Annotated in this window: 23 protein-coding genes; 11 read left to right on the forward strand and 12 right to left on the reverse strand. The window is 60.2% G+C overall.

Annotation, left to right across the window (positions count from 1 at the left end; genetic code table 11):
* Positions 1-21: 21 nt before the first annotated feature.
* The 3 genes from NKL06_RS25725 to NKL06_RS25735 all read right to left on the reverse strand — a co-directional run bounded on the left by NKL06_RS25725 (position 22) and on the right by NKL06_RS25735 (position 4,197).
* Positions 22-2,154, reverse strand: coding sequence for a type I secretion system permease/ATPase (locus NKL06_RS25725; protein WP_023691465.1), 2,133 nt, complete (start codon positions 2,152-2,154; stop codon positions 22-24).
* 37 nt (positions 2,155-2,191) lie between these two features.
* Positions 2,192-3,640 (reverse strand): TolC family protein, encoded by a 1,449-nt coding sequence (locus tag NKL06_RS25730; protein ID WP_023681072.1) that lies wholly within the window; start codon positions 3,638-3,640, stop codon positions 2,192-2,194.
* A gap of 251 nt (positions 3,641-3,891) precedes the next feature.
* Complete coding sequence (locus NKL06_RS25735; protein WP_155927121.1) at positions 3,892-4,197, reverse strand: hypothetical protein; 306 nt, start codon at positions 4,195-4,197, stop codon at positions 3,892-3,894.
* An 883-nt stretch (positions 4,198-5,080) separates the two neighbouring features.
* Here NKL06_RS25735 and NKL06_RS25740 point away from each other — a divergent pair.
* The 6 genes from NKL06_RS25740 (at position 5,081) to NKL06_RS25765 (ending at position 12,123) form a co-directional block, all read left to right on the forward strand.
* Positions 5,081-5,797 carry a pentapeptide repeat-containing protein gene (locus NKL06_RS25740; protein ID WP_023691463.1) on the forward strand — a complete coding sequence of 239 codons (717 nt, stop codon included), beginning with the start codon at positions 5,081-5,083 and terminating at the stop codon, positions 5,795-5,797.
* Between the two features lie 143 nt (positions 5,798-5,940).
* Entirely contained in the window at positions 5,941-6,096 is a 156-nt protein-coding gene (locus tag NKL06_RS25745; RefSeq protein WP_023681074.1) for a hypothetical protein, read from the forward strand.
* 202 nt (positions 6,097-6,298) lie between these two features.
* The gene (locus NKL06_RS25750; RefSeq protein ID WP_031198439.1) at positions 6,299-7,486 is read left to right on the forward strand and encodes a magnesium transporter; all 1,188 of its coding nucleotides are present in this window, start codon (positions 6,299-6,301) and stop codon (positions 7,484-7,486) included.
* A 537-nt stretch (positions 7,487-8,023) separates the two neighbouring features.
* Positions 8,024-9,241, forward strand: coding sequence for a tetratricopeptide repeat protein (locus NKL06_RS25755; protein ID WP_196814065.1), 1,218 nt, complete (start codon positions 8,024-8,026; stop codon positions 9,239-9,241).
* The gene (locus tag NKL06_RS25760) at positions 9,238-10,062 is read left to right on the forward strand and encodes a FecR family protein (protein ID WP_023691460.1); all 825 of its coding nucleotides are present in this window, start codon (positions 9,238-9,240) and stop codon (positions 10,060-10,062) included. The genes NKL06_RS25755 and NKL06_RS25760 overlap by 4 nt, the downstream gene beginning before the upstream one ends.
* A gap of 90 nt (positions 10,063-10,152) precedes the next feature.
* The gene (locus tag NKL06_RS25765; RefSeq protein ID WP_196815250.1) at positions 10,153-12,123 is read left to right on the forward strand and encodes a CHASE2 domain-containing protein; all 1,971 of its coding nucleotides are present in this window, start codon (positions 10,153-10,155) and stop codon (positions 12,121-12,123) included.
* Between the two features lie 88 nt (positions 12,124-12,211).
* Here the strand turns inward: NKL06_RS25765 and NKL06_RS25770 are convergent, their stop codons facing one another.
* The 4 genes from NKL06_RS25770 to NKL06_RS25785 all read right to left on the reverse strand — a co-directional run bounded on the left by NKL06_RS25770 (position 12,212) and on the right by NKL06_RS25785 (position 15,384).
* Entirely contained in the window at positions 12,212-13,186 is a 975-nt protein-coding gene (locus NKL06_RS25770; protein ID WP_023691458.1) for a L,D-transpeptidase family protein, read from the reverse strand.
* A 313-nt stretch (positions 13,187-13,499) separates the two neighbouring features.
* Entirely contained in the window at positions 13,500-13,754 is a 255-nt protein-coding gene (locus NKL06_RS25775) for a hypothetical protein (protein WP_023699977.1), read from the reverse strand.
* 224 nt (positions 13,755-13,978) lie between these two features.
* Positions 13,979-14,182 (reverse strand): hypothetical protein, encoded by a 204-nt coding sequence (locus NKL06_RS25780; RefSeq protein WP_023667962.1) that lies wholly within the window; start codon positions 14,180-14,182, stop codon positions 13,979-13,981.
* Between the two features lie 290 nt (positions 14,183-14,472).
* Complete coding sequence (locus tag NKL06_RS25785) at positions 14,473-15,384, reverse strand: LysR family transcriptional regulator (protein WP_023691455.1); 912 nt, start codon at positions 15,382-15,384, stop codon at positions 14,473-14,475.
* A gap of 176 nt (positions 15,385-15,560) precedes the next feature.
* Between NKL06_RS25785 and NKL06_RS25790 the strand changes: the two genes are divergently transcribed.
* The 5 genes from NKL06_RS25790 (at position 15,561) to NKL06_RS25810 (ending at position 21,492) form a co-directional block, all read left to right on the forward strand.
* Entirely contained in the window at positions 15,561-16,763 is a 1,203-nt protein-coding gene (locus tag NKL06_RS25790) for an MFS transporter (RefSeq protein WP_023691454.1), read from the forward strand.
* Between the two features lie 298 nt (positions 16,764-17,061).
* Positions 17,062-17,889, forward strand: coding sequence for a transporter substrate-binding domain-containing protein (locus NKL06_RS25795; protein WP_023691453.1), 828 nt, complete (start codon positions 17,062-17,064; stop codon positions 17,887-17,889).
* Positions 17,890-18,033: 144 nt separating this feature from the next.
* Complete coding sequence (locus NKL06_RS25800) at positions 18,034-19,314, forward strand: NAD(P)/FAD-dependent oxidoreductase (protein ID WP_023691452.1); 1,281 nt, start codon at positions 18,034-18,036, stop codon at positions 19,312-19,314.
* A gap of 19 nt (positions 19,315-19,333) precedes the next feature.
* A complete protein-coding gene (locus NKL06_RS25805; RefSeq protein ID WP_023687785.1) occupies positions 19,334-20,305 on the forward strand; it encodes an amino acid ABC transporter permease in 972 nt (323 codons plus the stop codon).
* Positions 20,306-20,928: 623 nt separating this feature from the next.
* A complete protein-coding gene (locus NKL06_RS25810; protein ID WP_023667968.1) occupies positions 20,929-21,492 on the forward strand; it encodes a sigma-70 family RNA polymerase sigma factor in 564 nt (187 codons plus the stop codon).
* Here the strand turns inward: NKL06_RS25810 and NKL06_RS25815 are convergent, their stop codons facing one another.
* From NKL06_RS25815 to NKL06_RS25835, 5 genes are all read right to left on the reverse strand, one after another.
* Entirely contained in the window at positions 21,493-21,669 is a 177-nt protein-coding gene (locus tag NKL06_RS25815) for a hypothetical protein (RefSeq protein ID WP_023667969.1), read from the reverse strand.
* Between the two features lie 141 nt (positions 21,670-21,810).
* Positions 21,811-22,029: a hypothetical protein gene (locus NKL06_RS25820; RefSeq protein ID WP_023691451.1), complete on the reverse strand. Its 219-nt coding sequence runs from the start codon at positions 22,027-22,029 to the stop codon at positions 21,811-21,813.
* A 73-nt stretch (positions 22,030-22,102) separates the two neighbouring features.
* Positions 22,103-23,005, reverse strand: coding sequence for a class I SAM-dependent methyltransferase (locus tag NKL06_RS25825; RefSeq protein WP_023691450.1), 903 nt, complete (start codon positions 23,003-23,005; stop codon positions 22,103-22,105).
* Positions 23,006-23,009: 4 nt separating this feature from the next.
* The gene (locus tag NKL06_RS25830) at positions 23,010-23,942 is read right to left on the reverse strand and encodes a GNAT family N-acetyltransferase (RefSeq protein WP_023691449.1); all 933 of its coding nucleotides are present in this window, start codon (positions 23,940-23,942) and stop codon (positions 23,010-23,012) included.
* Positions 23,943-23,995: 53 nt separating this feature from the next.
* Entirely contained in the window at positions 23,996-25,153 is a 1,158-nt protein-coding gene (locus NKL06_RS25835) for a glycosyltransferase (RefSeq protein ID WP_023667973.1), read from the reverse strand.

Raw genomic sequence — 25,153 nt, forward strand, 5'->3', positions numbered from 1 at the left:
GTTCACGCATAATTCTGTTCGTCAGGCGCTTGTTTTCTGCAGCGCTTGTATCACTTGGTCTTTCGGTCCATCGGCAACGATCTTGCCCTGCTCGATGACGATCAGGCGGTCGGCCAGCTCGAGCATGCTGAAGCGGTGCGTCGATACGATCAGGGTCGTGTTGCGATCGAAAGCCACTTTGAGCTGCTTGATCAGCTGGCGCTCGGAAGCCAGATCCATCGAGCCGGACGGCTCGTCCAGGAACACGATTTTCGGTTTGGTCAGCAACAGGCGGGCAATTGCCATTGTCTGCCTCTGACCGCCCGAGAGATTGGTGCCGCGCTCGCCGACATTCATGTCGTAGCCTCGCGGATGGCGGGAGACGAAGTCGTCGACGCCGGCAGCCTTGGCCGCCTCGACGATCTGCTCATCGGTCGCCTCCGGGCACGCCATCAGGAGATTTTCCTTGATGGTGCCGGAAAATAGATCGTTGGCTTGCGCGACGATCCCGACCGCGGCGCGAACCTCCGATGGGTGGTATTGGCGGATGTCGATCCCGTCCAGCAGCAGCTCGCCGGAGGTCGGCAGGAAAAGCCTGCCGATCAGCCTCCCCATGGTCGTCTTTCCCGAGCCTATGCGGCCGATGATGCCAATCCGCTCACCGGGCTTCACCGAGAAATTCAGGCCGGTCAGCACTTCGTTTTCGGAACCCGGGTAGACAAAGCCAACATTCCTGAATGCCATTGCACCGTTGCGAATGGGGCGGTTGACGAAACCAACCGTGTCCGGCCGATCCTCAGGCTGCGCCATGATCGAATTCACCATTCGCAGGGACAGCATCGCCTGGCGAAGTCTGGACAAGGTGATCGCAATCTGCCCAAGCGGGGCCACCGCCCGGCCTGCCAGCATGACGGTGCCGATGATGGCGCCGGTCGAGACATGCCCTTCCGAAAAGGCATAGGCGCCGGCCACGATCAAAGCGACGGTGACCATCTGCTGGATGGCTTGGGTTATGTTGCCGGCGGCAGCCGAAAGCTGTTTGATCTTCTCGGACGTGTTGGATGCGTTCTTGGAATGCTCCGCCCATTTTCGCAGAAGGTAAGCCTCTGCGCGCAGCGATTTGATCGTTTCCAGCGTGGAGATGGATTCCACCAGCAGGGCCTGGCGCTGCGAAGCCTCGTTCATAGAAGCGGCAACGCGTTTGCCGATGCGCCGTTGCGTGATCAGCCCGACGATCACCGAGGCGACAAAGGCAATGGCCGGTATGACGACCAGCCAACCGCCTATCGCATAGATGACAAGAAGAAAGACGAAGACGAAGGCTGTGTCGATGAAGACGCTGATGGTGTTCGACGTGAAAAACTCGCGCACGAACTCGTACTGGGTCACCCGATTTGCATATTCGCCGGTTGAGCCGGGCCTTGCCGACAAGGACGAATTCAGCACCTTCTCGAACAGCATATAGGAGATGCGAAGATCGGCCTTGCGCCCGGCATAGTCGATCAGTGACGCTCTGGCGGTCTTCAAGAGCAGGTCGAACAGAATGACCGCGCCGATCCCGATCGACAGCACCCAGAGCGTCGATATCGCCTTGTTCGGCAAGATCCTGTCGTAGACGTTCATGGTGAAGATCGGTGAGGCAAGAGCCAGCAGATTGATGAATACCGCCGACAGGATGACCTTCGAATAGGTGCGCCAGAACGGCCCCATCGTGCCGGTCAGCCAATGTCGCCGCTCGATCTTGGCCGCCGAACCGACGCTCATCGCCTCTACTGCGTTGGCATAGGTTATCGAGAACGAAACGCCGCCACTAATATAACTTCCGGAAAACTCGGATTTGCTGATTGTCGTGCGCCCGTCTTCCTGGGGAGCGGTCGTAAATCCACCGTCCTCGGTCTGGGCAAGCAGCGCAACCGGCAACTGGCTGACGCGAAACAGAATGGCGGGAAGGTCGATGCGTCCGCGAAGAAAGTCGCGATGGCTGAATTCCGTGATTTCAAGACCGATGCGTTCGGCAAGATGCCGGATGGCGTCGATATCGATGCGGGTGTCTGACAGCGGCACGCCGGCAAACAGCACGGTCTCGGAACTCGGCCTGCCGAGGTACCCGGCAACAGCGGAGAAGCAGGCCTTGAACGCCTCTTTTGGGGAGAGGATTTTGGGTTGTGGGTTCACGATCGGCCCGCAGGACTATCGTTCGTCCTTGACCTTCCTACTTCTTTCTTACCGGTGCGAGGATGTCGAAAGGCAGATCGTTCGTCTGCTCCGACGGCGTGCGCGCATACGTTTCGGTGTCGGCCGTTTCAGGCGCATTGAACTCGGCCTTGGCATAGGCGGTGGCCTGTTTTGCCGGCTGAAGATTCATGGTCTTCAGCAACTGCCCGGTTGCCGCCAGCAGCCGGTACTGCGCGAAAAGCGACGCGTAGGATGCGGTGTCGGCAAGCGTAGCTGTGTTGAACCGCGTGTTCTGCGCGTCGAGCACATCGAGCAGCGAGCGCTGTCCGACCTTGAACTGCTCGCGATAGGACGCCACCAGCCTTTCGTTGGCGGCAGCCTGAAGCTTCAATGTCTTTGCCAGATCGGCCTGCCGGAAGCGGCGATCCCATGACGTACGGACGGCTTCCTCGATCTCGCGCAGAACCTGGTGCAGCACAAGGCGCTGCTCGCTGGTGCGGCGGACCTGCTCTTGCTCGTTGGCTTTGTCGATGCCGCCGCGATAGAGGTTCCAGCGCAGCACCAGCCGCGCCTGCAGGTCGCTGGCGTCGCCATCGTCGCCGTCGATGTCATAGCCGCCGCGGGCGCGGCCTTCGGCGATGACGGAGGGCCCGAATTTCGCCCGCGCCGCATCCACCAGGGAGGCGGCGGCGTCGATATCGCTGTTGGCCATGTGGACGCGCGGATTGTTCTGTCGCGCCAGCCCTAGCGCGTCGTCGAGCGACCTTGGCAGCGCGCTCGAGACATCGCCTGGCCTTGACGCGTTGGTCAGCGGCTTACCGACCGTCTTGAAGAACCGTATCTTGGAAGCCTCCAGTTCTTCGGTCGCCTCCTGCATACGTGCCTTGGCAGCGAACAGCCGCTCCTCGGCCTGCTGGCGATCAGCCTCGTTCAACGCGCCGCCTGCAATACCTTGCCGGATGTCGCCGAGGATTGCCTGGTGAAAGCCCAGATTCTTCTTCGCTTCCGAAACGATCGAAGCCTGCAGCATGTATTCGAGATAGTCCTGGACGACAGACAGTCCAATGAATTCAGACCGTTCCAGCACCCGGAACGATGCGCCGTCGACCCGCGACGCCTGACGGTTCAGTTCCGCCCGCCTTGCGCCGCTGTCATAAAGCGTCTGCGTGACAACGACGTCGGCTTCCGCCGGATAGAGCGCGTCATCCTCTATGGACAGCGAACGCCGGGAGGAATTGTCGAGACGACGAACCCCCGCCGACGCCTCGACATCGACGCTGGGAAGATAAAGTCCCTTCGCTTGGCGTAGCTCGAATTCGATTGCTTCGCGGTTTTCGATCGCTTGGCCAATTTCGGGGTTGGACTCCACCGCAACCGCCATCGCCTCCTGGAGAGTGAGCGCGTGAGCATTCCCACAACTCAATATGGCGACCGTCGTCAGCAGGCCGAGGCGCTTGCCTATCGCCGACATAGATGTCGTATTCATTTCACCCCACCCCAACGTTCCCCTGCGCCATTATTGCCAGGCGTTACAACTCAACCGTGATTGTTCACAAATTTGCAAAACATGGGAGCACTTATTGATTTAGTGACCGCTAAAACGCTGAATTCAAGCAAAATTCTATAGAATGTCGCAAAAATGGCACATAAAATACCCACTGCGGTTTTGGAGTAACAGCCGTCCGAGTTTGAACAGGCAAGCGAAACCGCTCCGGGAAGGAGGACTGCAAGGCCACCTTATGACCTATTTGCTCCTGATGGCTTGACTATTTCTGGGTGTACTTTTTCAGCGAGGTGACCGACAACATCTTGGTTGGCAGCTACAATCGGCAGGATAATCTTAGCCCGCTTGCCAAGAGCCTGGAACGGACACCCCTGCCTTTCTTCGACCTGAAGCGTGGGCATAAATCCCTGAGCCGGCGAATAAACGCCGACGACTGCTTCACTGGCCAGCGTGCCAGCATAGGGCTCGTATGACGGCCGATCAACGACTGGGTCAACCGAAGAGGTGACGGTACTTTTTGAGGCGGTTCGGTAGGCCATCGAATGCTGCAAGGTCCAAAAATCGCTCGATTGATCCCGATAGCTAGTGAAACCCCAAATATTTCTTGCGGCGATTTTCCGTTAAAATCAAAAGCGCAATTTTTTTGACGGTTAGTGTCGGCCTTTTCGCAGCTCAGAAAAAAATTTACTGTAATTGAGTCATACGCTGTTTAAACAATGCGGAACGAAGTGGTCAGTTGCGCCACCACTTTGCGGGACGACATACGAGAGTTGCAGGACGAGCGGTCAAACATCGAGGCCGCCGGCTCGTTAGATACCACTACTCGTTCCTCCGCGCCATTCCAACAGGCTGAACTTCGAGGCAAGTGAGCCCGTCCTGGTCCGGCGCCTCGACGTAAATCCATTCCACCGATCACAACTGCCTGCAAGCTGCCGCTTGTTTGTTACTTCCCGAGTCTCATCGGCCATATCGAGGCGCTAGACCGTCAGCTGGTCGCGCGCTGTTGCCACAGCTGCCGATCTGCAACCGCCCCCATTTCCGCGGTTCTGGACCCTATCTCCCAACGTTTGCAAAACGAGGTCAGCTATGGTCGGCAGTTTGGGGTCGCGGGAGCATACGGAATGACACGGGAACCTTTCAGATTTTGGCCAACCAAATTCAGCAAAATCAACAATTTCCGTTCGCCCTCCGGGCCCACCAATAACTCACGGCTTACGCCGAACTCTTTTTTTTGTGATCGCATCCGCGAAAAAGCGCTCTGCCGTCAAAGCCTTTCCCCACCTCTCGATGAGTTCCGCAAGCTGCTGCTGGCTATCGGCGGATCGTTGATGCGCAACTGTGACGGCGGTCGTTACCGTGGCTCGAGTGTCAGCAGATGTGGTAAGGCTGATTGTCGACGAGTAGCAGAGGGGTCCAGCAACAATGACTTTGAGACGAACCAGAGCTTACGGCGGATCCGGCTTGGTTCTGGCGGTTTGCACTGTATTGGCTTGGCAAAACGCCACCGCCGCTCAAGATTGCTACGCAGCCGCGACGCCTGGCGTCAATTGGCAGGAGTGTGACAAAAAGCTTCTCATCCTGGAAGGACAGGACCTGAGCGGGGCAAACCTGTTCGGTGTTGATTTCACTTCGACCGACCTCAGGAACAGCAATCTCCTTGCGGCAAATTTTGAGAAGGCAACGCTTGTGCGCGCTTCCCTGGCCGGCTCGACCGCCAAAGGCGCCCGGTTCGACAAAATCGAGGCGTACAGGACCGACTTCAGCCATATGGACGCGCAGGGCGCCGTGTTTACGGGCGCGGAAGTGCAGCGCTCGAATTTCCAGGACGCCAATCTGGTCAATGTTGACTTCACAAAGGCGGAATTGGGGCGTGCACAGTTCCATGACGCCGATATCAGCGGCAGCCACTTTTCGTTTGCCAATCTCGCGCGGGCGGACTTCCGAGGAGCGAAGTTCACCGCACCGATAGACTTTGAGGGCGCTTTTTTCTTTCTGACCCGTATCGAAGGCCTCGATCTATCCAATTCGGCGGGTCTGTCCCAGTGGCAGCTCAACATGGCTTGCGGGGACGCCCGGACCGAGTTGCCTTCTGGCATGACGAGGCCAGAAAATTGGCCCTGTCAATTCCAGCAGGAATAGCCCGCCCGTCCGCTTCCCGCCAAAGGCTGCCGGGCGGCAAAGCGCCTCAATTCAGTCCTCGGCCGGGGGTCAAAGCACGACACTGCGGGACATTTCCGGCAATCTCATTTACCGGCGAACGACAACGACCAAATGGAGGACGGATGCCCAAGGTCAAAGGTGATACCGCTCTGGACAAGGAGCGCGCCAAAACAGAGAAGCTCCTCAAAAAGGTTGGATACACCGCCTTGAAGGAGGCCGGTGTGGTATCCAAGCGACCCGACCTCCCAAATCTAAAGGTTGAAAAGCGAGGGAAATAGCGCGGACACTCGCATGCTGACCTGACGAGGGCACGCCCAAAATGTAGACGTCTGCTTTGTCTTCTCAAGCTAGGAGCGTGCAGGCGGCGGTTGCGAGAACCACAAGGCGGACTGCTGGGGCCGGAAGAAGCTGTCGTATTTCCGCCCCGGTGCGATCCGATACTTCACAACTTTTTCACTTTCAATTGGGGGGCCATATCATATGAACGAAGAGACCGGCGTTCAGAAGTTGGTGCGCACGCTGCGTGCTCGAGCACCTGATGACGCAGCTGAATTGCTCGCTAGAGAGTCTCCCGAGTTCATCCGCGACACACTAAAGCTGTTGCCTGACGGGCACGCCCGTAAGGTGGCCGAGCATTTGCCACTGCATATGCGGCCCATCAGCTCTCATGATGGTGACATGGGTTTCGCGATCCCCGAGTCGCTCGTCGAGGTGATGGACCCGATCCCCGCCAGCGTTCCTGTCGGGACGACGGTTGCTGCCGCGGTGGAAGCTGTCAGAGGCGCCCAGGTGCCGACCGAGCTCACTTATCTCTACGTCACGGACAAGGGCAATAAACTGGTTGGCCTGGCGGTCCTGCGCGATCTGATGCTGAGCGAACCCGACGCGATTGTCGATCACATCATGCTGCCCAGGCCGTTCGCTCTTGATGTCGGTCTCTCTTTGAGTAACGCATGCAAGGCGGCGGTACGGCGTCACTATCCTGTCTATCCGGTGGTGGATGCGGAGAACCGGCTGCTCGGGCAGGTTCGCGGCTGGCGATTGTTCGAGCAGCAAATCATCGAGATTTCCGCCCAGTCTGGACAGATGGTAGGCCTCCAGAAGGAGGAGCGCTCTTTTACGCCGCTGTTTTCAGCCTTCCTGAAGCGTCATCCGTGGCTGCAGTTGAATCTCCTGACGGCCTTCATGGCCGCATTCGTGGTCAGTTCGTTCACAGGCACGATCGAGAAGATCGTCGCTCTGGCGGCGTTTCTCCCAGTCTTGGCCGGGCAGAGCGGAAACACCGGCTGCCAGGCACTGGCTATGACGCTGCGTGGCCTTGCCCTGGGGGATGTGGACAAACGACCGAAGCTGCACTTGGTGATGAGAGAGGGCGCGCTCGCGGCCGCCAACGGCGCGCTCGTCGGCGTTGTTGCGGCTGCGGCGATGTGGTTCTATGCCTCGAGGCAACCGGCGTCGGCGGCGCAGGCGCCGATGCTGGCACTTGTGATCCTGCTTGCCATGTCCGGATCGTGCCTCATGTCCGGCATCTCCGGCGTGCTGATCCCGTTGAGCCTGCGCCGGGTAGGCGCCGATCCGGCGGTCGCCTCGGCGATCTTCCTCACCACCGTGACCGATATTGTAGGCATGGGCCTGATGCTGGGGCTGGCAACCATGCTCGTGCTCTAGCAAGCTGCGTCCGCTGACCCGTCCCCTGGAGTCGGAGGCAACAAGCTGACCTCGTCGCGTTTAAAGAAATTGCAAGACCCAGGCCGAATCGCACACGCGTCGTGAGAACACCTTTCGGCAGCTCTCCGGCCCCTTGCGAAACGCGACGTAAGGCCTTTGGAGAAGCCGTGGGTCACCTTAAAGCCTGGTGACCAGATACGCAGAATCGCCCACCCAATATTAATCTTCTCGGCTGGGCGATCCACTACTGATGAGATTTGAGTTTGTTAAGCCTTGGGCCAAATACTTCAATCACGTGCAGCAATGTTGAGAAGAGTTTTTGACAATCAGCGCAGCCGGAATAGGAATAAACCCGAGATCTTGTTGCGCAGCGGCAACAGCTGCTGAGGACTCGCATAAGTCCGGCGACCGTTCAGTCGCCTTTTTCTTGCAGTCGTGCTAAATCCCTCGCACTAGTCGGGTTTGGGGTGGGTTCTCGGCATGCAATCTTCGTTTCGAACGATCTTCGGCGTCGCCGCAGCGCTGCTTTGTGCCGGCGTGTTGCCGGCCGGCGCACAAGGTCTTTTTGGGGCCTATGACGATGCGTTTGCGGCCCGCATCGCCAGTCCGGCCGACAATGGAACGCTCGCCCAATTCGTCACGGTTGCGGTCAATGCTGGGCAATACGATCAGGCGATCTCCTCGATCGAGCAGTATCTGATCCAATACCCGCGCGATGCGCGCGCCCGGCTTGCGGCCAGCCGGTTGTATTATCATGTCGGGTCCTATGAATTGGCCCGGCGGCAGGTGCAGTACGGCATCGAAGTCGGAGGTCTGACCGCAAGTGAGCAACAGGAAGCTGTTCGCCTGCTCGCCCGCATCGAGCGCGCGTTGCGTGGCGTCACCTGGGAACTCGCCCTGACCGGCGGCGTATTCAGCGCATTCACCGATTTTGAGCCAGGCGGGGCGCAGGACGACGACAGCTTCGTCTCGCCTTACGGGCAGGCGGAAGGTTTTGTGCGGTGGGACCTCGGCACGCCAAGTGCCGACGCGCTCGTTCTTTCGGGGTCGTTGACCGCGACTGAGCGTCTTTTCACGGAAGACCTGTCGGTTCCGGGTGGCGAGAAGACTTTTATCCACGGCAACGCAGCGATTACCTGGGACAAGGGACTGCCCAACAGCGGGATCGATTCGCTGCGCCTGCTGCTTTCCGCGTTCACCGTTACGGATCGTTTCGACAGCGACATTTACGAAACCGGTATCGGCCTCAGTGGACGTTTCGTCGTTCGCCCGACGGTCGAGACGACGCTCTTCGCCGGTGGCGGCTACATCGATCTAAGCGCCTCGCAAGGCATTTTCGCGGATAGCAGGGTCTTCTATGAGGCAGGCGGCAGCTACCGCTTCCGCAATGGCCAGGCGCTCGGCTTGCGCTTTGTCGGCTCGAATGACTTCGCTTCCGGATCGGGCGAAATCAGCCGCAGCTATACGGGCGAGGTCCGCTATGGCGGACTGTTGATGAACGTACCGGATCTTTTCGCATGGTCGCACCAGATCGCCTTATCGGCCGGCCACAGCGACACTCCCGATCTGTCCGTCGGCATCGGCACAAATATCAAGAGCGACTTCTGGCGCATTGCCTCGGAAAGCGATTTTCAGCTGACGGAAGCGCAGAAGATCAGCGTCGATCTCGCCTATCGCAAAACCAACTTCGCCCTCGCCAACCGCGACCGAAAATCGTTCGAAATGCTCATGAGCTATACGTTGACGCTCAATTGAAAGAGGCCGCGATGAGGTATCTTCAGATCGTCATTTTTGTCGCCTGCCTCGCCTTCGCGGCACCATCCGCTGCTGAGACGGTCGGGTCGATGACGGCCTATCAGACCATCATCGTCCGCAATAACGGCGGGACGATGAACGTTGGCGCCGGCGTCGAACTCGGCGACCAGTTGCGCAGCAATCCCACCGGTCTCGGAATGCTGGTGTTCCGGGATGAATCGAGCGCCAAAATTGGTCCAAACACCAGCCTGACGATCGATGAGTTCGTCTACAATCCGGGCTCCGGGTCGGGAAAGATCGACATCGGGATGAACAGCGGCCTGGCCCGTTTTTATGGCGGCCAGGTTTCGAAAGGGGGCGTCATGCAGGTTGCGACGCCGCACATGGTGCTCGGAGCGAGAGGCGGCATCATCGAAGTGCTGGTGGCAGCCGGCCAGACCGTCGGCATATTGCGCGCCGGCCGCATGACCTGCACGATCAATGGCAAACGGCTGGTCATCACGAACCCGGGCTACGCCTGCACGTCGGACGATGGCAAGCTTCTGGCCGGCTACGGCGGCATCGACGCCTTCCCGATCTTGGACAGTATCGACCGGATAGCGGGAACCGGCCTGCCGGGCGCACCGGGTCCTGGGTTGGACGTAAGCGCAATTTGTGCGTCGGCTCTAGGCTCCTCGCTCAAAGTCTGCGGGTCCAGGGACGGCGCACTGCCAGGAGTGGTCATGGAATTCCCTGACAGCCCAACGCCACCTGCGGGCAGCGGGGGCCGGCGGGGCGAGTGTGAGGGTGAGGGTTGCTGCTACTACTACAACTGCGATTAGGCCTGGCTGCACGAGATGAGCCACTCGGTCGGTAGGCGCTGGGCTGATTGGCGGCAAGCCGGCAGGCGCAAAATATCCGGCCTTTTGGTCGTGCTCCTGCTGCTCGCTTGCCATTTGGCTTTTGACGGGCCGTTGTCGCGCCTGCGTGAGCGGACGTACGACTTTTATCAGTTTCTCGCCCCACGCCAGGCGACGAGCAATCCTGTCGTGATCGTCTCGATAGACGACGACAGCCTCAAGGCACATGGGCGATGGCCCTGGAACCGTGGCCTCTTGGCCGATCTGGTCGATGGCATCACGCAATCCGGCGCGGCGGTGGTCGGGCTTGCGCTGGTACTCCCCGAGGCTGACACCTCGCCTGAGGGCATGGCCGGAGACAAGCGCCTGGCAGCGGCGCTGTCCAAAAATCGAACGGCGCTTGCCGTCAGCCTGGGCAATGAAGCGACGGTTTCAGAAGCAGAACCCAAAGCCGGCTGGTCGATCGTCGGGCAAGTACCCGATACACTTCCCGGCTTCACCGGTCTTACCGGGTCGCTTGCCGAATTCTCGAACGCCGCCGCAGGCCTAGGCGTGATTCGCACCTTGCCCGATCCCGACGGCGTACTGCGCCATGTGCCGCTGCTCTGGCTTCGCAACACCCCTCAACGCGCGCAGCTGTGGCCGTCTTTCGCACTCGAGCTCCTGCGCCTTTACGCTGGACAGGACGGTTACACAGCCCGGATGAATGCAGCCGGGTTCGACGCACTCAGGATGGCAGGCGCCATTGTGCCGCTCGAGCCGGAGGGGAGCATCCGCCTCTGGGAAACCGCCACCGACACGCCTCGCCTGTCTGCCAGCACTATCCTTTCGGGCCATGGCGATCCGCGGCTGCGGGACGCCATCGCCATTGTCGACCTGTCGGCTGTGGGCCTGACGCAGTACCTGCCCACGCCGACGAGTCCAGCGCGACCAGGAGCGGAGATCCACGCCGATGCGATCGGCCAGATGCTTGCCGGGCGCTTCCTGGCAGAGCCAGCGCACGCGCGTACGCTCGAGCGGCTCTGGTTTCTCCTCAGTGCCGTCGTTTTCATCGGGGTTTCCGGAGTGCTCGCCGGGCGTGTCGTGCTTGGCGCCCTCTCCCTGGCGCTGCTGGCCGTCACGCCGTTCGTGTTCGGCGCTCTCGAGTACAGCCTGCAGGGTGCACTCTATGACCCGCTGCAGCCGGCGCTTGCAACCATCATGGTTGCGGGCTTCGAAGGCTATGTCCTCTACAGGCGCAGCGAGCAGCGCCGGTCCACCCTGACGCGACAGTTCTCCCAATATCTGTCGCCCTCCGTGGTGCAGCGCCTCGCAAGCTCGGACACCGAGGCAATCCTGTCCGGCGAGAAGCGCGAGATCACCATTTTGATCAGCGACATACGTGGCTTCACGACCATGAGCGAACAGCTCGACACCCAAGAGATCGCCAAGGTGGTCAACCATTTCCTCGGCATTGCGACCGATGAGATCCTCAAGCGCGACGGCACCATCGACAAGTTCATGGGCGATGCGGTGCTGGCCTTCTGGAACGCACCGCTAGATCAACCCGATCATCGTGAGCGTGCGCTCGACGCGGGCCTGGCCCTTATCGAGCGGGTGAGGCGCGAAGACGCCGCCTTCACCGCGGATGGCCATCGCTCCATCGAAATCGGCGTCGCCATCGAGACCGGCATCTGCTCGGTAGGCAATTTCGGCTCCGAACGGCGCTTCGATTACACCGCGATCGGCTCCCCCGTGAATCGCGCGGCACGGCTCGAATCGACGACCAAGAAGTTGGGCATCCCCCTGGTGCTTGGACCCGGCTTTGCGGCAGGAGCATCGATGCCGGTCGTCCAGGCGGGCGCCTTTGAGCTCCAGGGTTTCAAGGGCGAGGTGCCGGTTTTCACCGTTCCGGAGATGCAAGCTGCTCAACAAGGTATGAGCCGCGAAGTAGAGAGCCAACGTGGTGAGCAATCTGGCGCCCCCGTCATGGTGGTTGGTTCGCCGCCATCCGTGCAAATGGCGCCGCTTGACCTGACACCCCGAACCCGGAGCATCCGCTGATCGGATCCAGCGGATCGCAAGATGCGATTGTCACGGGCACAGACGGACATCTCGTTTCGGCGACCATCGAGGGATGCGACGGCTTGCGTCACTCGTCCTTGAAAGTCACCTTCATATGTTTGTGCACCATTGAGGCGAGGTCCTCGGCATCCCAGTTCGTTAGCCTAATGCAGCCGTGAGAGAAGGTCTTCCCGATCTTGCCGGGTTCGGGCGTGCCGTGAATGCCGTAGCTTTCGATGGAGAGGTCGATCCAGATTGATCCCACGGGATTGTTAGGGCCGGCAGCAATGGTGAAGGGCCGCTTGGTTTTGACTCCCTTGAATGCAAAATCGGGATCGTAGTGATAGGTCGGGTTGTGCACCACCCTTTGGATCTCTGCCTGCCCACTTGGTGCCGGCTTCTCGTCGCTCCCGATCGAGGCAGGGTAGACGGCAAGCGCTTTATTGGAGGGGTCGAGCACGCGCACCTGATGAGCGCCTTTGTCGACTTCGACGCCGGCAATGGTGGCGGGAGGTTCACCCCGGCCAACATCTGGTACCAGCAGCGTGGTTCCAGCTTTCCTGAATCCGGTGCCTGGGTTTAGCCTCCTGAGCAATGGTTCGCTCACATGGAAGCGCTCCGCCAGCTTCTCGATCGAGTCGTGATAGCCAAGCCTTCTCAGGCGAGCCATCCTCTCCATGCGCCCCGGAATGCGTTTGGTGAAGGGGCCGCGTACATCTTTGCGGGTCAGTTCATAGGTGATCAGAGCTGGGCTGGTGGAGGTTGCCATCAGCTTGTCCCAAGTCGCCTGGGTGAGCTTGCCATCTGGCGCCAGTCCGTTCGACGCCTGGAAGGCCTTGACCGCCTTGGCGAAGTTCTCTCCAAGGCGGCCGTCGATGAGCCCCGGTGAGAAGCGCGCACGATCCAAAAAAATTTGCGCCTTCAGCACGGCAGGATCGAGCCCTTTCGGATCGCCGGCGGAGAATTGCGCCTGATTTACCGCGGCTAGGTCCAGCTTGGCCGCCTCCGTCCCGCCGCATGCGAAGGCGAGTGCAATGGCGAGGAGGAGAAGGAGCCTGATCATCGATTTCACTCCTTACGTTAAATCGCACCTGATCTGCTTCTATGACGCGCTGTGGCAGATCTGGTTCCATTCGCCGGTAGGGGATCATAGGCAACCAGCCTTACGCTGCCGACCGGTCCGAGACGTTTGATGCCCATGCCTTGCCCCTCACGAGAGGCGTTGCTGGCCGCGCAGATCGGCAGTGTAAAAATGGTCTGGCCATGTTGACGTGAGCTTCTACCTTCAAACTGCCCACTACCTGGACCGGCAGTCAAATGGTCTCAGGGCAGCAAGTGAGGAGATGCGCTGGGAACCGGCTTATCGGGCGGGTATTCTATTGATCTTCGGTATCGATAGATCCATGTTCCGTCGTCACTGTGATCGCGTTGTCGCCCGCGATTGCTCTAGCGTATTCGAAGCGCTCCAACTTCTGTTCTGCCGATAGGCCTTTGAACATCGCGGTGGCCGAGTTCGTGATTTTGAAGTCGCCGCAACTCGGACAGCGAAACTCCCGGATGTCACCAACTGTCTCCGAATTAACGAGCGCCTGCTCATCTGTAATCGGGCAAATTGCGGCCATCCAAGCCATCATGGTCCTCCGTCCTAAGGCCGTCCCCGATTACCCAAAAGGCATCGTCGAGTGCAAAATCCATTTCTGCCGACGCTCACCCCACCTGGAGTACTCCACCGAGTAGATTGCGCTCTCCACTCTCCAACCCAGAATGTGGATTAAAGCCAGTTCCTCGGCGAGCGATTTGCTGGTGAGCGGTAGGCGCTCTCGCTCTGGAGCCTCTCCCAAACGATCGGAGATGTTCATGTAGCGTCGGGCAGGACCGAAGGGCCGGAACGTGGCGTTTTCATCTCTTCGGCAATCACCAGTAGCGCCTCCAGAGCGACGGCGATCCCCGACATCACCGTACTTATGTCTGCGCTGCCGCCGAGCGTCGAAAGTTCGGCCGCTCGCGTTTGCATGCTTTGGCTCAGCTCTTGTAACTTCAGGCGCAGCTCGTCATCCATGGTATGTTCTCCAAGCTTGACGCTGGAGGAACGCGCCTGCTTACAACCCGTTCCGCCGGTGGCCGCAGAGAACCAGAGACACCGCAGATGCTACAACTTGCGCTTTGGCGGCGCTTAGGATGGGCGGTGGATTGAGCCTCAGCGACTGACCGTCGGCAAATAGCGGATGCTTCAGTCTCGAAAAGGTGCTGGACGGCTCGATATGCACCGCCCCTTGGCCCTGGGTGCTGGTCCCATGCACAGTAAGGCCGTGCAAGTGCGCGCGGCCTCTGGGCTCAACATTCCAGTCGTCATGGTCCAAAGTTGTCCCAAGGTGGGTTCTCACCAAAGTGGGCGGCGAGAAGCGTCACGAAGCTTTGAACTTTGGCGGAAAGATGCCTTCTTGACGGGTACATCGCGTAGATCGACCGGCTTACCGGCTTGAACTGGGGCATCACTGTCTCCAGTTGGCCCGAACGAATGGCTTCTCCAACAAGGAAAGTGGGGCAAAGTACTATGCCTGCTCCACCCAGCGCCGCATCGCGCAGGAGCTGCCCGTTCGTTGCCGTCATCCGTGCAGTGATTTTTACCGCCACTTCCCCCTTTGGTCCGTCGAACCGCCATTTTCCGCGGCTGGCGCGCAACGCGTAGTCCAGACAATCATGGTCGTGGAGATCCGACGGCTTTGTGGGACGCCCGCGTCTGTCCAGATAATCGCGCGAAGCGCAGACCACCTCGCGTGACGGCGCGATTCGGCGAGCAACCAGATTGGAAACCGTGAGTGGAGCGATGCGTACCGCGACATCCAGGCCCTCTTCCACGATGTCAACCACACGGTCGTCCAACACCAACTCAACCGACACCTCCGGGTAGACCGCGAGATATTCTGCAACGACTCTCCCAAGGTGCATCGCGCCGAAGGAGATCGGCGCGCTGACACGCAGTGAGCCGGTCGGACGTGTCTTGCTCTCGGCCGCGCTCGTACGAACTTCCTCGACATCCTCGATTATGCGCAGACTGCGCTCGTAGACGGAGGCGCCGAGCTCTGTCAGGCTGATGCGCCGGGTCGTCCGGTTGAGAAGGCGTGCGCCAAGCCACTCTTCCAGCATTTGGACATGCTTGCTCACGGCCGCTGGCGATAGTCGCATCCGCTTGGCCGCTCCAGCGAAGCTGCCTTCACCGACGACGTTGGCAAACACGGTCATGCTGGTCAGCCGGTCCAACTGCAATCACCTCTTTCATTCACGTTTCGTGAATTCACCATCCATATCTCCCTCGATTATCAATCCGCAGTGGACAGATTATCTGAAACTAGGCCGGGATCAATTGCCCGATCCGTCTCTCTAACGTTTGCCCGAAACGTTGGCGTCGAGTGCCTTCTCGCGGGCTGGAGGTGATCATGTCTCTGACCAAAGCAGCCCTTCGGGAGAAACAGGGAGCCACTTTTCGCATGTGGCTCTCCGTGCTCACTGTATCGCTGGGTATTTTTTCGATGATCACTGCGGAGCAACTCCCTGTGGGGCTGATTCCGGCAATTTCTTCCGAGTTGAATGTCTCTATTGGGAGTGGCGGTCTCACGGTGACGATACCCGGCGTAATTGCGGCGTTCGCTTCTATCGGTTTGCCGTTGGCAGTGGGGAGGCTCGACCGGCGTATTCTGATGGCGGGCCTGCTCGCGGTAATGGCTGCAGCGAGCGTGATTTCAGCGCTCGCAACGAACTTTCCCGTTCTTCTCGCGTCCAGGCTGCTCGTCGGGATCACCATCGGTGGCTTTTGGGCGATAGCCGGGAGCATCGCAGTACGCCTTGTTCCTGGACCGTCCGTGCCGCGCGCCATGACTATTGTCTTCGGCGGTGTAAGTGCCGCTGCGGTGCTGGGCGTGCCGGCCGGCACGATCATCGGTGATCTAGTCGGCTGGCGCGGCGCGTTCTGGTCTCTCGCCGGCCTGAGCTTTGCCACACTGCTCGCCGCCCTGCTTGTGCTTCCGAAGCTGGAGGCGGCGCAGCCTGTGGAGGTGAAAGCCCTGCGTGCGCAATTGCGCAATCCCGCCCTTCTGGCGGGCGTGGTTGCGACCGCACTGCTGGTGGCTGCCCACTACGGTGCCTACACCTTCGTGAGCCCGGTGTTGCTGGAGGTCTCGGGCGTCACTGCAGGGAGCATAGGCTGGCTACTGTTGGGGTATGGCATTCTCGGAATGATTGGCAACGCCGTCGCAGGCGTCTGGGCCGCAAAATCCGTCGGTCGCACATTGGCCTGCGTCGTCATTGGGCTCGGGGCCACGCTGGCTCTTTTCCCGTTGCTCGGGGTCACGCCGCTCACAGGAACCATCCTGCTGCTGGTGTGGGGCTTCGCGTATGGCGCGGCGCCCATTACGCTGCAGACGTGGGTGCTGAGTGCAGCATCAGAAAGCGCGGAGACCGCGACGGCCATCTACTGCTTCACTTTCAATCTTGCCATCTCCGTGGGTACCCTAGCGACCAGTCAGATCGTCGACACGATGGGCGTGAACAGGGTCCTCTGGGTCGATTCCGCCATTATCCTGCTGGTGCTGCTGCCGGTGTGCCGCGCACCCATGCTTAACCGGAACATCGGAAACTCGTAGACAGCAAGCCATCCTGTGCCGCCCATCTGCAATGATGTGATAGGTTGAAGTAGATCTTCGTTTCCTCTGTCTTGAAAGTCACGCGCGTCACATCAAACGCGGGTTCCGCCGCACCGTGCGGGTGCCGATGCTTTGCGCCCCCGGAGGACAACTGGCTATTTGAAAAAGGACTTGATCCCCTCGTCGATATGTGTGCTGATATGAGATCGATCTCATGCCGCGCTCTCAATTGCTGTTTCTCTACGGGAGCGCGCTCTGGGAAGCATATGTCTGAATGACGATGAAGAGGGAGGTTCAAGTGAGGAAATTGATCGCGTGGCTGGCCTTGGCCACTACCACGCTCGCGTTCGCGTCTGCGGCCTCGGCGGGTGAAACCATCAACCGGGTTACCTCGAAGAAGGCAATGGTGGTCGCCACAAACAGCGGTTGGCCGCCGCAGAGTTTCCTGGACGACAGCAATCAGTTGGTCGGCTTCGACATAGACGTCTCGAAAGAGATCGCAAGGCGCCTCGGTGTCGAGGTCAGTTTCGATACGCCGGACTGGGCGACGATGACGGGCGGCCATTGGCAGGGACGTTACGATCTGGGTGTCGGCTCGGTGACGCCGACCAAAGCGCGGGCCAAGGTGATCGATTTCGAAGGCATCTATTATTATAGCCCCTACGTCTACGTGGTTCACAAGGACAGCCCGGCCAAATCGGTCGCCGACCTGAACGGCAAGATCATCGGCGTCGAGACCGCCACCACGTCGGAGGATTTCATCCGTAGACAACTCGAGATCGATGCTCCCGGCCTGCCGCCCATCGAATACAAGCTGGAGCCCGGTGAGATCAGGACTTTCGCTGACTCAATGCTGCCGTTCGACGATTTGAGGCTCGGCGACGGCGTGCGCCTCAACGCGGTCATCGCACCAGAACAGACGGCTCAGAACGCGATAAAGAACGGCTACCCGTTGCGTGTCCTGGAAGGCGGCTATGCCTTCCGTGAGCCACTGGTGGTGATCGCGGAAAAAGGTGATGCCGAGTGGAATGCCAAGATCGGCGGCATTCTCGACGAGATGAAGAAGGACGGTACCCTCGCGAAACTGACCACCAAGTGGTACGGCAAGGATTACAGCTCTGACTGAGAGGCATCGTGGATAAAGCTTGAGCGGGGTGCATTCAATTGAACATCCCGCTCCATCTGTTTTGTTTCAGCCGCATTTCCACGACACCGGGCGGCTCCGCCTGCCTGCAAAATGCTCTAGTGCCGCCACCTTATTGTATTGATCATGACATGTCCTGACACCTATTACCGACGCACGCTTGCCGACAACACCATCAGGCCGCCGCTGAGCGGCGTTTCCGAGTGCGAGACAGTCGTTGTCGGCGGCGGACTGGCCGGCCTGACGACGGCGTTGCAACTGGCTCGCGCCGGCCAGCAGGTCGTCGTGCTTGAGGCGCAGCGGATAGGATTCGGCGCTTCCGGTCGCAATGGCGGCTTCGTCAATCCCGGTTTCGCCACCGGCACCGACAACATCGCCGCGATGGCCGGCGTCGACGCGGCACAAAAACTGCACCGCCTGTCCATCGAAGGCGTCGACTTCGTGCGGCAGACGATCCGCGATCTCGACATCAAGGCGGCAGAGCCGCGCTCCGGTATATTGAGCGTGCTTCGCCACGATGGTGGCGCCGCGCTCAAGGCATATGCCGAGCAACTGGCGCGGGATTTCGACTATCGGCTCGACTATCTCGATCGCGACCAGGTGCGAGCGGTGCTGCATTCGGATCGCTACCACCAAGGCCTGCGCGATCCCAGCGCCTTCCACATGCATCCGCTTAACTATCTGCGCGCCGTTGCTGGCGAGATCGAGCGGCTGGGCGGCAGGATATACGAGAGAACGGCTGCCGTTGAAGCCAACCTTGACGGCGCCGAAAAGATCTTGCGTACCGACAGCGGCGAAGTGCGCGCCCGCCAGGCCGTAGTTGCCACCGGCGGATATACGGGGCCACTGGTCAGTCGGCTGCAGCGGGCATTCCTGCCGATCGCCACCTACGTTATGGTGAGCGAGGAGGCGCCTGACCTCATCGCCAAGGCGATTACGACGACCGACGCCGTCGGCGATAACCGTCGCGCAGGCGATTATTACCGTGTTGTCGAAGACGGCAGGCGGCTGCTCTGGGGAGGGCGCATCACCACCCGGGCAGCCTCATCGGGCGTGTTGGGGAGGCAATTGCGCCGTGAGATGGTCACCACTTATCCGCAGCTCGAACACCTCAAGACCGAACTCGCCTGGTCCGGGCTCATGTCTTATGCCCGGCACATGATGCCCCAAATAGGCCCGTTGCAGCCGGGCGTCTGGTACCTCACGGCTTTTGGTGGCCATGGCATCAACACCACGGCGATCGCCGGCAAGTTGATCGCCGAAGCCATACTGGGACAATCGGACCGCTACCGGCTGTTCACACCCTTCGGCCTTGCCTGGGCGGGCGGCCCGGCTGGACTTGCGGTTGCGCAACTCACCTACTGGAAGCTGCAGGCGCAGGATTGGTGGCGCGAGCGGGCCCGCTGACCGCAGGGAGATCGAAGACGTGATCGGCCGACTATTGCTCAACCACCCGGACGCGGCGCGCCGCGTTGGCGTGTTCTTCGTGCTCGCCGCCATCGCCGCCGGCCTGTATGGGCTCGGCATCAAAGCCAGTTGGCTCGGCAAGCTCGTTCCGGGGTCGGTCGAGTGGCTCGCCGCCAACCCGGACGTCGGGCGGGCGGTCTCGGCGGTGCTGATCGCATTGATCTTGGTGGCGAACTGGAACGCGCTGCGGTATCTCAGCCGCAAACAGCAGATTGTGGCAGTTTGGATAGAGCTGTTCGTGTTGCTAATGTTGTTTTTCTATTCCTTCGACCTGTCCTTCGCGTTCATCGCCAAGAAGATCGGCTTCCTCGTCTCGAAGGGTGTGGTGACGACCCTCTACATTTCGGCCATTTCGATCGCCATCGCCACCCTCATCGCCTTCGTTGGCGCCATCGCCAAACTTTCCCGCAACGGCGTGGTCTATGGCTTGGCGACCTTCTATACCTCTCTGTTTCGTGGCTTGCCGTTGCTGATGCAGATCTACATCATCTATCTCGGCCTGCCGCAGATTGGCTACGTGATCGGCGCCGTGCCGGCTGGCATCATGGCGCTGTCGCTCTGCTACGGCGCGTACATGACCGAGATCTTCCGGGCCGGCATCGAAAGCATCTCGCGCGGCCAGACCGAGGGTGCTACGGCACTCGGCCTTAGCGCTAACCAGACGATGTTCCTGGTCATCCTGCCGCAGGCGATGCGCGTCATCGTGCCGCCGACCGGCAACCAGTTCATTGCGATGCTGAAGGATTCTTCGCTGGTCTCGGTGGTCGGGGTCTGGGAGATCATGTATCTCGCACGCACGCAGGGCCAGACCGAGTTCCGCCACATCGAGATGCTCATCACCGCCTCGATGATCTATTGGCTGCTCTCGATGGGGCTCGAGTTCCTTCAGTCGCGGATCGAGGACCGGTTCGGGCGCTCACTCAAGCGCTGATCGTCATCCGTGATCTTCGCCAAAGCGAGTTGCACAGCACCGCAACAGCCAGCTTCGGAGAGCAGCTGCAGATTGTACGCGACAGCATGCCGTTCGGCGACGTCGTGAGGGGTGAATCAACCCGGTATTTCATCGGCTTAGCCCGATCGGAGGGCAGAATAGAGCAAGTGCTGGACGAGCATGTTCGTTGGCCGACCGCCCGGCAACTACGACCGATTGCTGGATTTCACCCGCGCCAATAAGTTAACAAAATTAATGACTCTAACATGTCTCCGGCCAACCATTATCGCTATGTATCGATGGTAGCCGAGTTCGCCACGTGGTTCGCCAATAGGTTTGTCAGCAGTGGTTTGCGCGTTACCAGCCGCACGACTCGGTCCATGCCCTGCACAGCCAAACGCACCGGCGAGACTTCCCGGGAATGAAGCTCGGCATGGTGTTTCGTTCCTTTGAAGTGGGCGTGGTTGGGGGAAGACCGTAGTCGGCGTGTTCGCGCCCGGTGGAATTTTCGAAGAGTTGTTTCCAACGGCGGGAACGAACCAAACTTCCATGCATTTAGCTCTGGCTTCGTTCATTCACTCTTTTTTCTGGGAGCTGGACCATTGTCATCCGGAGGCTATCTCTTGGCCGACCAACAAACCAATGACGTTTCCATCGTCGATCTGATACCTGCCCTGCGGGCTTTCGCGCGCACCTTCTGCCGCGTTCCAGACGATGCCGACGATCTGGTGCAGGAAACGTTGACCAAAGGGCTCGCCAACATCGACAAGTTCGAACCTGGTACACGCATGAAGTCGTGGCTCTTCACCATCATGCGCAACACCTACTACACCCGGATCAAGATCGCTGCACGGGAAGCGCCAGGCCTTCTCGACTGCGCGTCTTCGAGACCGATTTCGGAAGCTACCCAGGAATGGACCGTTCAGAGCAAGGAAGTTCACGGCGCCATCCAAAAGCTGCCCGAACATCAGCGCGAGGTGCTGATGCTGATCGGCGTTTTAGGAGTGGGCTACGAGGAAACCGCCGAAATCTGCGGCTGCGCGGTAGGGACGGTCAAGAGCCGGCTGAACCGTGCCCGCGCCAACATCCTTGAGCTACTCGGGGAGAGCTCGTTGCAGACATTGATAGAAAGGCGAAATCAGCTGTCGGATGGTCAGCTCGATATAGAGGTCGACAGCCGCAGATAATCAGCTCTTCACGTCTCGCCGACGCTTCTCGACGAGAGCGTTTTGCAATTGGATCGCCAGCTTGGATAGGCGGTCTGGTATCTTTTCCTGCTCTATGGCGGCCAGCAGGGAAGCAATCTCCTGATCCACTGCCATCTCGACAAGCAGATCCGTGGTATCGTCGCTCGAATGAGACATCACGTTCTCTTGATAGCATCCCTAGATCCAAGTCTGATGATGAGCGCTCGGCACTACAAGGCGTTGTCGACCGCCGAGAGGCTCACCGGCGGCCCTTGCACAGTTTTCCTCCGTGCCGCGGCAAGACGCGGCGCGGTGGCGTCAGTCCTTCAGCAACCGGTTTGCGGCGTGATCCTGAAATTGATCGGACTTGATTCGATTGCCGTCCAGCCCGCGCTCTCGGCTATGTTGCTTCCTGTCGCGGTTGGACAAAACCGCGTTTTCTTCGATCTTGTCCTTGTCCAAGGTGGTCATTGCGCCGGCGCCGGCACCTTTGCCTTGGCTGCCTTGGCCGAAATGCTTTTTGCCGCCGGATGCCATGATCTCCTCCTTCGAATCCAGGACACCGATCGGTGCCGACGCCCGAACCGGCATCGCGCTGTAATGTTCCGTCTCACCCAGCAAGCAGGAAGGCGTCGCCATCCCATGACCCAAACGGCTTCTCGCCGTCGATGACGACCCGCAATTGGTGAGCTTGCGCAAGACGGCCGATGTCGGCCCGGTCCAAAGAAAGCGATCCGCGATAAGAATAGTTGAGCAATGCGAGCCGGCCCGGCCGTTTGAGAACGCGCGCAATTTCATCGAAAAGCCGCTCAGCCATGCCGGCCAGGACCAGGTAGGGAAAGCTGTCGACCGCCAACACGCAATCGAAACTGTCGTCGTCGAAGTCGGCCAGATCGAGACCGGAGGTTTGGCGCAGTTCGACATTGCCGAGCGCTGCGCATTGCTCGGAGGCGATAGAGATCATCCGCGATGATATGTCGATGCCGACCATCCGCTTGAAGGAATTGGACAGCGCGCGCTCGAAACGTCCGATGCCGCAACCGATGTCGAGAATGTCTCGTTCAATTCCGGTGAATTCTCGCGCCTCGAGCCATTCAACGATTTCGTCGGTCATGGCTGTCAGCCGCTCGTCATCGCCAAGGGATCCTAACTGGACACTTGCGGCTGTCGAAATTGCTGCCGCGGCATCAAAACTCGAGGCCAGCCGCGTGACGACGGCAATATCCGTCTCGCCGTTACCGCGTTCATGCCGAACGGCGCCGCCTGTCGCTCGCAAAGTGGCAAGGACGCCCGGTCTGTGGCGCAGCAGTCCAGCGACCTTTCGCAGTCTTTCAGCATCGCCGGTATCCGCCGGACGGACTTTCAGCACGAACTCCGCCAATTCCGCCGCTTCAATTGTGGGCGGCAGGTGAAGCGCCAGCCTGACGAGAACAGCTTCGGCGCAGGCACCATCGGCCATGCAATCTTCGACCGCCCGTCTGACCGATGTCCGGCGCTGCGCGTGCACACTCATGACATCAACTCCGCGTCCAGATCCTCCGCATCGTCCACCTGTCGACGGCGCCCCAGCCATATTTGTAGGCCTCCTGGCCGCGCAGGAAGTCGAACTCGCGCGCATCCTCGCGGATCGACTCCGCGATCGCGTGGCCGATCAGGATCGCCCCTGGGCTCTCCTCGGCATATGCAGGATCGAGGCCGCCGAGATAGGCATAGGCGCGGCCGCGGTGGTGAAATCCGTAATAGGCGGCGACAGTCGTGCCATCGATCGCGAGCAACCAGCATCGGACCAGGCCGTGAGCATCGAGCAAGGGAAGTGAAAGCCCATGGAAGTGCCGCACGGCGGGGTCGGCCAATACACCACCTCCATGTCCAACCCAGCGTGCCTGGTGCAGGCGGATCAATTGGTTCAGGAAGTTCTGATCGCCCCGCGCTGACGCCAACGCGAGCCGACCGCGTCTGGACGCCGCTTGGCGCGCCCGGCGCAACTGGCGCCTGCGCCGAGCGGGAACGCAGCCGGCCAACGTGTCGTCGCCGGCAACAGCAAGCACGGGACAGGCTGCATGAATTACCGGCCTCTCGACCGTTAAACCGGGATGCGCGATCGTAAGACCGGCACTGTTTTGCGGCAGATCAGACAAGATCCATTGTGACCACCCGACCGAGCAGATCGTTTCGGCAATGGTGGCGACAACCGCCGCCTCGATATCCCGGACAGCCAGGATGTCCAGATAATCACTGAGCGAAATACCGACCGGAAGCAGCTTCGAACCGGCCGTTCCATGCTCGAGATAGAGTGGCGCCAGCCCGACCAGATCGCCGCCACGCCAGACCGCAACTGTCGCCAGTTCACCGGGTGCGAATGCGCGCCACCATGGCACCAGCCAGGCGGGGGATTGGAACGGCGTCGCAGAGGAACTCTGCTCCCACAGTTTCCACCAGTGCGGCGTCAAGGCATCGAATTTTACGGGGTCATCGATGATTTCGCTGCGCAACACTGCTTTTCTCACGGTGCCGCAGCGAAGCGCCGGCAATCTGTGCCAAGTTGTGCCAGCGCCTGATAGGCAGCCATATACGACGAGATCATCCGTTCCAGCGAAAACCGCCGTCGCGCCTCCACCCGGCACGCCTCGGCGTCCAGGCTGGGCGCCGCAAGAATGGCTTGGGCCATCTCGTCGACTGTGTTGACGAGAAAGCCCGTCCTGCCGTGCTCGATGACATCCGCAAGCGCACCATTCGGGAATGCGACCACCGGGGTACCGCAGGCGAGGGCCTCCATGGCGACAAGCGAGCTTGTCTCGGCGGCGAGGCTTGGAATGACCAGACAGCGGGCTGCGTTGAGAAAGCGCCTCTTGGCGTTAAAACCGAGCGGGCCCAGGAAGCGGCGGCGAGCATCAAGACGGGATTGGACCTCGTCGCGAAAGTAGCGCGTATGTGTTTCGTAGGGGTAGACCTTGCCGCCGATGACCAGGGGCACGCCCGCCTGTTTGGCCGCGTCCAGGGCCAGGTGAATGCCCTTTTCCGGGCAGACTCGGCTGAGAACCAGGGCAAAGTCTCGCTTCGGCTGCACCAGGCTCAGTGCTTCGATGTCAACGCCGTTGGGAATCGGCGCCACCAGTCTGGCCCCTGGTGGCGCCGTTTGCTGCTGGGTGGGCGAGACCGCATGGAGCCACAGGTCGTCGCGCGTCGGTCGCAGAGCCTCGGCCGGATACCAGTCCAAGGGCAGGTGGAGGCTCACCAGGGTCGGACCATCGTCGGGCAAATAGGCATGAAAATCGATACCGTGCAGATGAGCCACATCGATCGGCCATCGGGCGCGGGCAGCGGCGATCGCTTTGCGATGAGCCTGCTGCGCGCGGCTCTTCGCCGCCTCGTCGAGCACGCCGTTTTCAGCCGGTATTTCCACAAGGGTACCGCTCGCGCTGGAGCCGCGGCAGCCAATGACGATAGAGCGGTGGCCGGCGCGAACCAGCTCCCGATCGAGCATCGACAGAACCTGTTCGGCACCGCCGACAGCATCGGGTCCGACGGGTGCGAGAGGGTAGGCGACATTGAGGACAGTGAGCGCCGCGGCTGGTTGCGCCTCGGTCCCGTATGCCGCACCACCTGTCGATGATGCCGCTAATTCGTCCAATGTGTCGGGCGTCTGATGCATTGGCAGCAT

Source organism: Mesorhizobium sp. C268A (assembly GCF_040324475.1).
GTDB lineage: Bacteria > Pseudomonadota > Alphaproteobacteria > Rhizobiales > Rhizobiaceae > Mesorhizobium.

Excerpts from the sequence above, each read along its gene's own strand:
- NKL06_RS25730 (WP_023681072.1), bottom strand. The coding sequence starts at position 3,640 with ATGAATACGACATCTATGTCGGCGATAGGCAAGCGCCTCGGCCTGCTG.
- NKL06_RS25735 (WP_155927121.1), bottom strand. The coding sequence starts at position 4,197 with ATGGCCTACCGAACCGCCTCAAAAAGTACCGTCACCTCTTCGGTTGAC.
- NKL06_RS25740 (WP_023691463.1), top strand. The coding sequence starts at position 5,081 with ATGACTTTGAGACGAACCAGAGCTTACGGCGGATCCGGCTTGGTTCTG.
- NKL06_RS25745 (WP_023681074.1), top strand. The coding sequence starts at position 5,941 with ATGCCCAAGGTCAAAGGTGATACCGCTCTGGACAAGGAGCGCGCCAAA.
- NKL06_RS25750 (WP_031198439.1), top strand. The coding sequence starts at position 6,299 with ATGAACGAAGAGACCGGCGTTCAGAAGTTGGTGCGCACGCTGCGTGCT.
- NKL06_RS25770 (WP_023691458.1), bottom strand. The coding sequence starts at position 13,186 with ATGATCAGGCTCCTTCTCCTCCTCGCCATTGCACTCGCCTTCGCATGC.
- NKL06_RS25775 (WP_023699977.1), bottom strand. The coding sequence starts at position 13,754 with ATGGCTTGGATGGCCGCAATTTGCCCGATTACAGATGAGCAGGCGCTC.
- NKL06_RS25780 (WP_023667962.1), bottom strand. The coding sequence starts at position 14,182 with ATGGATGACGAGCTGCGCCTGAAGTTACAAGAGCTGAGCCAAAGCATG.
- NKL06_RS25790 (WP_023691454.1), top strand. The coding sequence starts at position 15,561 with ATGTCTCTGACCAAAGCAGCCCTTCGGGAGAAACAGGGAGCCACTTTT.
- NKL06_RS25800 (WP_023691452.1), top strand. The coding sequence starts at position 18,034 with ATGACATGTCCTGACACCTATTACCGACGCACGCTTGCCGACAACACC.
- NKL06_RS25815 (WP_023667969.1), bottom strand. The coding sequence starts at position 21,669 with ATGTCTCATTCGAGCGACGATACCACGGATCTGCTTGTCGAGATGGCA.
- NKL06_RS25820 (WP_023691451.1), bottom strand. The coding sequence starts at position 22,029 with ATGGCATCCGGCGGCAAAAAGCATTTCGGCCAAGGCAGCCAAGGCAAA.
- NKL06_RS25825 (WP_023691450.1), bottom strand. The coding sequence starts at position 23,005 with ATGAGTGTGCACGCGCAGCGCCGGACATCGGTCAGACGGGCGGTCGAA.
- NKL06_RS25835 (WP_023667973.1), bottom strand. The coding sequence starts at position 25,153 with ATGCTGCCAATGCATCAGACGCCCGACACATTGGACGAATTAGCGGCA.